Raw genomic sequence first — 7,917 nt, 5'->3', positions numbered from 1 at the left:
CATGAAACAGATCGTCATTCCCGCCGCCCTGCTGGGTCTTGCCGCCATGCCCCAGGCCGGCTGGGCCAAGCCGGGCGACCTGTCGGTCGAGGGTGAACTCTCCTACGGGCTCGACGTGGTGCCACCCGACGTGGTCGACAACAGTCCCGATCAGGATCGGATCAAGTCGCTCTTCACCGGCGACGTGGGCCTGGCCTATGATGCCGGCCCGGCGATCCTGCGCGCGTCCGCGGGCGCCCACATCTATCCCTCCGAAGCCGATTATAATCGCTATCCGCTGACCGTCGGCGCGCAGATCGACTGGCCACTCGCGCCCAGGGGGCGGACCAGGCTGCGCTTCCAGCCCAGCTATGAATATGTGCTGGGCGATGATGGCCGGGTGTTCGATCGCGCGCGCATGGATGTGCAGCTCATCCACCGCCACAATCCTGCCCACACCAGCACGGTGCGCCTGCGTTACGGCTATCGCAACCAGAGCGAACAGCGCTTCCAGGGCTATGACCAGAGCGAGTGGCTGGGCGAACTGCGCCATCTCTGGCGGCCGGGCGGCGGCCAGACCCGCATCATGGGGTCGCTATTGGGCCTGCACGCCAATGCCCAGGCCAACCGCTTCAGCTATAATGGCTATGGCACGATGCTGATCGCCCGCACGCCGCTGCGCGAGGGACTGGAAGTCTATGGCCGGCTCTATCTGGTTCATCGCAACTACAAGGCGGCCTTTTCCAACGCCTATCCCTTCAAGCGGGAGGATACGCAATTGCGCCTGACCGGCGGCGTCGAACAGGCGCTGACCCGGCGGATCAACCTGTTCGGCGAGGCCGGCTATGCCAGCAATGATTCCAACGTCCCCACCCGCGATTATAGCGGTTTCGTCGGCCGCATCGGCATCCGCTTCCACTGACAATGGAACTGCGAAGAATATCCGGTCGGGCGCAAGCCCGGCAACGACCGGGCCCCACCCCGCATGCTCACGGGTCCCAGGGATCGTGACGATCATGCCTGATCCAGCGGGTGCATAGCCATTTCTGTCCCGCCATGACCGGCGCGCCCAGATGCACGGCGGCTTCCGCCGCCTGCCCCTGCGCATCGGTGTTGCGGAACAGCAGGGCATCGCCCTTCCGCCCCTTCACCGACAGGCCCAGCCGCGGGAAGATCGTTTCCCCGCCGGCATAGCCTTCGTTGAGATAGATCAGCATCGTCCATGCCCGCTGGTTGCGGACATGGGGCAGGCAATCATGATGCTGCCGATATTGCTGGCCGACGGCATAGCGCAGCAATGTCAGCGGCTCGCCGCCCGACAGCATCGTCCCGCTTGCCACCGCAATCCGCCGGTTGATCGCCTGGATCACCAGATCCTCGCGCGCCGGGCCGAAAATCCCGTCATCCGACGTGCGGATCGGATGCGGCATGGGCCGGCCACTGCGCGGATCGATCACCATTGCCGGTTCCAGCAGCGCCTGGCCTTCGCTGATGACATGATGGCATTCATCGGCCGTCAGGAACTGGCGGAACAGCCGGACATCCCAGCCACCGGCCAGCGCTTCGCCCTCGGGCACGACCACAGGCGCACCGTCCGGGGCCAATGCCATGCGTTCGATCAGCGCTAGTTGCTGCTGCGCGACCGGATCCCCCTGCGCCGCGATCTTCAACCGGGCCAGCGCCTCCGTCCAGTCGACCGGCCCGCCGCTGCCATTGGCGGTCAGCGCGATTTCCATCAGCGCCGCATCGACATGGCCGATCTCGACCGCGCGGCGCAGCAGGCCCCTCGCCCGTTCCAGATCGCGCGCCACGCCATGGCCCGCCAGATGCCAGGTGGCGAGGCAGAAGAGCGCATCGACATCGCCCTGCGACGATGCCTGTTCCAGCCGGGCGACAGCCTGCGCCACTTGGCCGGATGCGGCCAGTTGCCGGGCATGGGAAACGGTGGGGGAAATCATGGCCAAGCAGAAAACGAAAAGGGCCGGAAGTCAATCCGGCCCTCTCGCTTACAGCATGTCGCTGCGATCAGAACTTGGCGACGGCGCCGATATAGCCATAGCGGCCGCGGACGTCGTAGATGCCCGAACCCGCACCCACGCCGGTCAGGCCGAAGGGCGGTGCGCGGTTGCCGATATTGTCGACACCGACATAGATGTTGAACTTTTCGGTCACGTCATAGCCCATACGTGCGTCGTGATAGAAGACGTCGGGATATTTCTTGAGCGAGGCATAGTCCGCATTCTGCGGCGGCAGCCCATTGACCGAGTTATAGTCCTCATAGGTGTTGAGGTACATCTTGTCGATCCAGCGCATCTGATAGCCGATCGTCAGCTTGCCGAACTTCACGTCGCCGTTGAAGTTGACCTGGTTCTTGGGATCGCCCAGTTCTTCCAGGATCTGGTTGCGGAAGCTCGGATCAGCCGGATTGAGATATTCGTTCCGCTTGATCATGCGCGTGTAGACCGTCTTGAAACCAGCCGAACCCCAGCTGAAATCATGACGATAGTTGAGTTCGGCGTTGATGCCTTCCGCGGTCAGCTTCGCATAGTTGAGCGTGGTCTGCTGCAACGAACCCTGAAGCACCTGATAGGCCGCTTCGCCCGACGGACCTTCGGTCGCGCCGTTACGCGTGAACAGGCCGCAGAACGGATTGTCCAGATTGGGTGCGTCATAGCAGGCGTTTAGGATCTGCTGGGCCGACGGCGCGGTGATGACGTCGTCCACCTTGATGTTGAAATAGTCGACCGACAGCGACAGGCCCGGAATCCAGCGGGGCTGCAGAACGCCACCAACAGTCCAGCTGGTCGAGGTTTCTTCCCGCAGATTGGGGTTGCCGCCCGAAATCAGCTCGATCGACGAGGTGTAGACGAAGTCATAGTTGGTCGGCACGCCGGCCGCACGGCAATTGGCCTCGCGATAGGAGGAACCGGTGCCGATGTTGCGCAGCGAGCAGGGATCGTTCGGCGCAGGCGCGAAATTCTGGCTCTGCTCCGAATAGAGATCGACGACGTTGGGCGCTCGGATCGCCTTGTTGTAGGTGCCGCGGAAGCGGATGTCCTGAACCGGGGTCCAGGTCAGTTCCGTGCCCCAGGTGTAGACGGTGCCGGTCGCGCCCTTATAGTCGGACACGCGGCCCGAGGCATTGGCGGTCAGTTCCTTGAAGAAGGGAACATCCTTCAGGATCGGCACGCTGATTTCGCCGTACAGCTCCTTCACTTCGAACGCCGGGGCGCGGAAGGTCGGGATCGCGTTGTAGAAGGCGTAGCCCTGCTGGGTCAGCTCATCCAGGTCATAATAGACCTTCTCGCGGCGATATTCGCCACCGACCGAGAAGCCGACCGGGCCGCCGGGCAGTTCGAACCAGGCGCTGGTGTCGCCCGCCACGAAGCCGGATGCCACGAACTGCTTGATCTTGCCGGTCGCGACCGTGTCCATCAGCACATAGTTGCGCGCAGCCTGCGAGACCGAGCCCTGGCCGAAGGGATTGATCGGAACGCATGCCGCAATGTCGGCGGCCAGGATGGCCGCATCCGCGCCATAGTCGACCGTACCGGTCGGATTCAGCTTCGAACGGCAGACGATGTTGCCAGCGGCGTCGCGGGTGGTGTCGATACCCAGGAGGTAGCGCTGGACGTTGACATTGCCCTTGACGACATTCTTCTCGCGATGCTCGCCATAGTTGACGGACAGTTCGTAGTTCCAGTCGTCGTTGAAGTCGCCGCGGACACCGACGACGGCGCGATAGGTTTCACGACGGATGGCTTCGTCACGAATGCCGAAATCGACCCAGTTGCGACGCAGGTTGAACCGGAACGTGCCGGCGTTGATCGCGGCGCGCTGCGCGTCGAGCTGCGCCGCCGTCAGGGCTGCGCCGCCGTCAGGGCTGCGCCGGTATTGGCGTTGACGGTCGTCGCCAGCAATTGCTGGGTCAGGAGCGTGCGGGCCTGGTCCGACAGGAACGGATTGTCGAGACGGATGCGTTCGCGGCCGCCCGGATCGCCCAGCGTCGTGCCCTGCGAGAAGAAGGGACCGCTCTGCGAGCCATAGGCATCGGCCCGGACATATTTCGCTTCCCAGAAGGGCACGAAGGACGGGCTGAACTCATAATGGCCCATCAGGTTGACCGAAATGCGTTCCAGATTGGGGCTCAGCGCCAGCAGCTTGCCTTCACGGCTGTTCGTGCCGTTGCCGCCGACATAATTGCCGTTGGGGCCCAGGCCGATGCGTTCACCGGTCTGCGGCACCAGCGTGCCGTCGGGCTGGAACAGCATGTTGCAGACAAAGGCCGCGCCTACCGCATCACGACCGCAGGCCGCGTTGCCGGCGCTCTGGAAGATGCCGGTCTGGCCGCCCAGCGAGATGGTGGCCGAACGCACGTCGCGGAAGAACTGGCGGTCGAACACGCCGTCCGAACCGTTGGCGGTGCCGGCCGGGTCGGTGTCGACGACGATGAACGCATCATTCTGGCGCATGGTCGGACGGTTGGAACCGTAGAAATCGTCCGACTGGGCATATTCGACGTTGATCGCGATATTGCCGCGGCCATCGGCGAAATTCTTGCCCGCCAGGATCGAAGCATAGCGGTTGCCGGCGTCGCCATATTTGCTCGCGCCATTCTGGCCGCGCACCTGGACGCCTTCATAGTCCTGCTTCAGCACGAAGTTGACCACACCGGCGATCGCGTCCGAACCATAGACCGACGATGCACCGCCGGTCATCACGTCGACGCGCTCGATCAGGTCGGTCGGGAAGGTGTTGGTGTCGGGCGACACGCCGTTCGACAGGACGTCGGAACCGACATGGCGGCGACCATTGACCAGCACCAGCGTGCGCTGCGTGCCCAAGCCGTAAAGGTCGAGCAGATTGAGGCCGCGCGTGCCCAGGAAGCGCGTCGAGTTCTGCTGGCTGAAGGTGCTGCGCAGCTGCGGCAGCTCGTTCAGCGTATCACCGACCGACAGCTGCCCCGTCTCGAAGAATTGCTCGCCCGAAATGGTGGTGATCGGCGCATTGGCTTCCAGATTCGGACGACGAATGCGCGAACCGGTCACGACGATCGACGACGCGACCTCCCCGGTCGCTTCCGGATTGCGATCGGCTTCGGTCGTCTGCGGCGTGGCGCTGCTCCCTTGCGCCATGGCCCCCGTTGCAAAGGCGAAACTGCCCGCCAGGGCAGTAAATGTCAGAAAGCTATATTTTTTCACGAAGCTTCAGTCCCTGTTCAGAAGGACGCGGGCCCTCTCCCGCGCCGCTGCACACAGGGTGCCCCAACTGGGACGCAAGACAAGCGATATTGTAATATCCTTGTCACACATTGAAATTTTCGTGAAACATGTGACCGTCGTGCAACAGCATGACGCGCAACAAAATGTCACGCTCGCGCCCCACCGATGAGCACGTAAGTCATTATGATTTAAGGAAAATGGTGCACCCGACGGGATTCGAACCCATGGCCCTCAGATTAGGAATCTGATGCTCTATCCTGCTGAGCTACGGGTGCACGCAGCGCCGGCTCTATTATGCGCGGCGCGCGCGGTCAATTCTTCGCTTCGGGCGGAATCACCGGAAAGGGCAGTTGGGCGACATTGATGCCTTCCTCGGCCAGCGCCTTGGCCTCGGCCGGGGCGACCTCGCCATGGATGCTGCCCTTGTCCTGCTCGCCATAATGCATGGCCCGCGCCTGCTCGGCAAAGCCGCGCCCGACCCAGGTGGAGCCTTCCAGCACCTTCTTCTGTGCGTCCACCAGCGCCTCGACCAGCGCGCGCATCTTCGCCTCGTCCGGCCCGGCCGCGACCGGCGCCGTCTCCGCTTCGCCCGCCGACTGGTGCTGGACGATCTCGCGGCGCTGGTTGCCCTTGGCCGCAACCGCCGGCGCCATCAGCGCCTTGCCGATGCGCGTGTCCCCGCACAGCGGACAGGCGAGCAGGCCGCGCGCCTTCTGGTCCGCATAGTCTGCGCTGGAGCCGAACCAAGCCTCGAAGACATGGCCCTGGCCCTCGCACTTAAGGTCGAAAACGATCACCTGATCTCAACATCCTGCGGTATCACGCGCCGATTGGCGATGGCGGGCACCCGCCTGCGCACCGCCTCTACGCGGGTCAGGTCGAGATCGGCAAGGGCCAGCCCCGCGCCCTCGCCCATGTCCAGCAGCACATCGCCCCATGGATCGACCACCAGACTATGACCATAGGTGGTGCGCCCGTCCTGATGCGCGCCCGCCTGTGCGGCGGCGATCAGGAAACAGCCCGCCTCGATCGCGCGGGCGCGCAGCAGCACATGCCAGTGCGCCTGCCCGGTCGGCACAGTGAAGGCCGCCGGCGCCAGCAGCACCGTCGCCCCCGCATTGGTGAGCGCACGGTAGAGATCGGGAAAGCGCATGTCGTAGCAGATGGAAAAGCCCATCCGTGCCCAGGGCGTATCGACCGCCACCACGCTTGTCCCCGGCCCGTAGACCGAGGATTCGCGCCAACTCTCGCCCGATGCCAGGTCGACGTCGAACAGATGAATCTTGTCGTAGCGCGCCCTTATTTCGCCCTGATCGTCGATCATGAAGCTGCGATTGGCCCAGCGCCCGTCGCTGCGCGCATCCTTGAGCGGCAGCGACCCGATATGGACCCACAGCCGCTCGCGCGCTGCCGCCTCGCGCACCGCGGCCAGCACGATATCGTCCGCCTCGCTACGCAGCGTTTCCGCGGCGCGCTTGCGATCGCGGTCCAGATAGCCCGCCATTTCCGGAGTGAAGAGCATGTCCGCCCCCTCCCCCTTGGCGCGCGCCGCAGCCTCCTCAATCGCGGCGGCATTGGCGGCCGGATCGATCCCGGTCGTCATCTGGAAGATCGCGGCGCGCATCGGGCTTACAGCCCCAGCAGCGGGTCTAGCTTGCCCTCGCGGTTCAGCGCAGCAAGGTCGTCGCTGCCGCCGATATGCTGGCCGTCGATGAAGATCTGCGGCACGGTGGTGCGTCCGGGCGCCCGCTCCAGCATTTCCTCGCGCCTGGGGCCGCCCAGCGAGATATCATATTCCTCGAAGGCAACACCCTTGCCCTCCAGCAGTGCCTTGGCCCGCGCGCAATAGCCGCACCAGTCCTTGGTATAGATTTCGACCTTTGCCATTATCTCGGTAAAACTCCTTTGCCCCGAAATTGGGGGGAATGCGCACTTTGTCAATCGTCACCGGTTCTGGGCAGGGCCCGCGCCCAGCACAGCAGATGCACCTCCCGCGCACCGCCGGCCTTCAACAGCTTCGCGCAGGCCGCCGCCGTCGCCCCGCTGGTATGGACATCGTCGACCAGCCATATCACCCGTCCCGCCAGCCCATGGCCTTGCCCCAACGCAAATGCGCCACGCACCGCTTTTTCCCGCTGCTTCGGGTTCATCCCCCGCAGCCGCTGCGTCCGCTTCACCCGACGCAAGCCATGCTTGTCCACCGCCAGCCCGGTCAGCCGCCCCAGATGATCGGCGATCAGCGCCGCCTGGTTGAAGCCGCGCCCCCACAGCCGCCAGCGATGCAGCGGCACCGGCACGATCAGCGCGTCCTCCATCTCCGGCCGCACATGGCGCAGCATCTGCCCCGCCACCAGCCGGGCCAGGCCGATCCGCCGCCCATATTTCAATCGCAGCGCCACGGTCCGCGCGACATCGCCATAGGCCAGCACCGCCCGCGCGCTGTCGAACGGCGGCGGATTGGCCAGGCAGGCGCCACAGGCCGCGCCCTCGCCCATCTCATGCTCGAACGGCAGTCCGCAGCGCGCGCAGCAGGGAGGCCCCAGAAACCGCATCCCGCTCCAGCAATCGAGGCAGAAACCATGATCCGCGCCGACGATCGCGCCGCATCCGGGGCAGCGGGGCGGAAGGGCATAATCCATGACCGGACGCATCACGGTCTTGAGAAGCGGGACCAGCGACATCATCTGCCTTGTCCCCGCTTCGTCCCCGATTTTTT

At 64.5% G+C, this 7,917-nt stretch carries 8 protein-coding genes and 1 tRNA gene; 1 reads left to right on the top strand and 8 read right to left on the bottom strand.

Going from position 1 to position 7,917, the window contains the following annotated elements; genetic code table 11:
- A partial coding sequence (locus CG471_RS28095) for a hypothetical protein (RefSeq protein ID WP_099234460.1) occupies positions 1–901 on the top strand: 901 nt, incomplete at its 5' end.
- A gap of 67 nt (positions 902–968) precedes the next feature.
- Here CG471_RS28095 and CG471_RS28090 read toward each other — a convergent pair.
- From CG471_RS28090 to CG471_RS28060, 8 genes are all read right to left on the bottom strand, one after another.
- The gene (locus CG471_RS28090; RefSeq protein WP_099234459.1) at positions 969–1,937 is read right to left on the bottom strand and encodes a 2OG-Fe(II) oxygenase; all 969 of its coding nucleotides are present in this window, start codon (positions 1,935–1,937) and stop codon (positions 969–971) included.
- A 67-nt stretch (positions 1,938–2,004) separates the two neighbouring features.
- Entirely contained in the window at positions 2,005–3,753 is a 1,749-nt protein-coding gene (locus CG471_RS31570; protein ID WP_373562080.1) for a TonB-dependent receptor domain-containing protein, read from the bottom strand.
- 86 nt (positions 3,754–3,839) lie between these two features.
- Positions 3,840–5,180 carry a TonB-dependent siderophore receptor gene (locus CG471_RS31565; RefSeq protein WP_257211719.1) on the bottom strand — a complete coding sequence of 447 codons (1,341 nt, stop codon included), beginning with the start codon at positions 5,178–5,180 and terminating at the stop codon, positions 3,840–3,842.
- Positions 5,181–5,399: 219 nt separating this feature from the next.
- Positions 5,400–5,476: transfer RNA gene (locus tag CG471_RS28080), tRNA-Arg, on the bottom strand.
- A gap of 36 nt (positions 5,477–5,512) precedes the next feature.
- Positions 5,513–5,998, bottom strand: a complete 486-nt coding sequence (locus CG471_RS28075) for a DUF1178 family protein (RefSeq protein ID WP_099234458.1) — start codon at positions 5,996–5,998, stop codon at positions 5,513–5,515.
- On the bottom strand, positions 5,995–6,825 hold the full coding sequence (locus CG471_RS28070) for a carbon-nitrogen hydrolase family protein (protein ID WP_099234457.1): 831 nt from the start codon (positions 6,823–6,825) through the stop codon (positions 5,995–5,997). Before CG471_RS28070 ends, CG471_RS28075 begins: the two co-directional genes overlap by 4 nt.
- Positions 6,826–6,830: 5 nt before the next feature.
- Complete coding sequence (gene grxC / locus CG471_RS28065) at positions 6,831–7,088, bottom strand: glutaredoxin 3 (protein ID WP_017500202.1); 258 nt, start codon at positions 7,086–7,088, stop codon at positions 6,831–6,833.
- A gap of 50 nt (positions 7,089–7,138) precedes the next feature.
- A complete protein-coding gene (locus tag CG471_RS28060) occupies positions 7,139–7,885 on the bottom strand; it encodes a ComF family protein (RefSeq protein WP_099234456.1) in 747 nt (248 codons plus the stop codon).
- Positions 7,886–7,917 lie beyond the last annotated feature (32 nt).

It is taken from the genome of Sphingobium sp. IP1 (genome assembly GCF_002708645.1).
Taxonomy (GTDB): Bacteria; Pseudomonadota; Alphaproteobacteria; order Sphingomonadales; family Sphingomonadaceae; genus Sphingobium; species Sphingobium yanoikuyae.
This window is presented reverse-complemented; position numbering and strand designations above follow the sequence as displayed.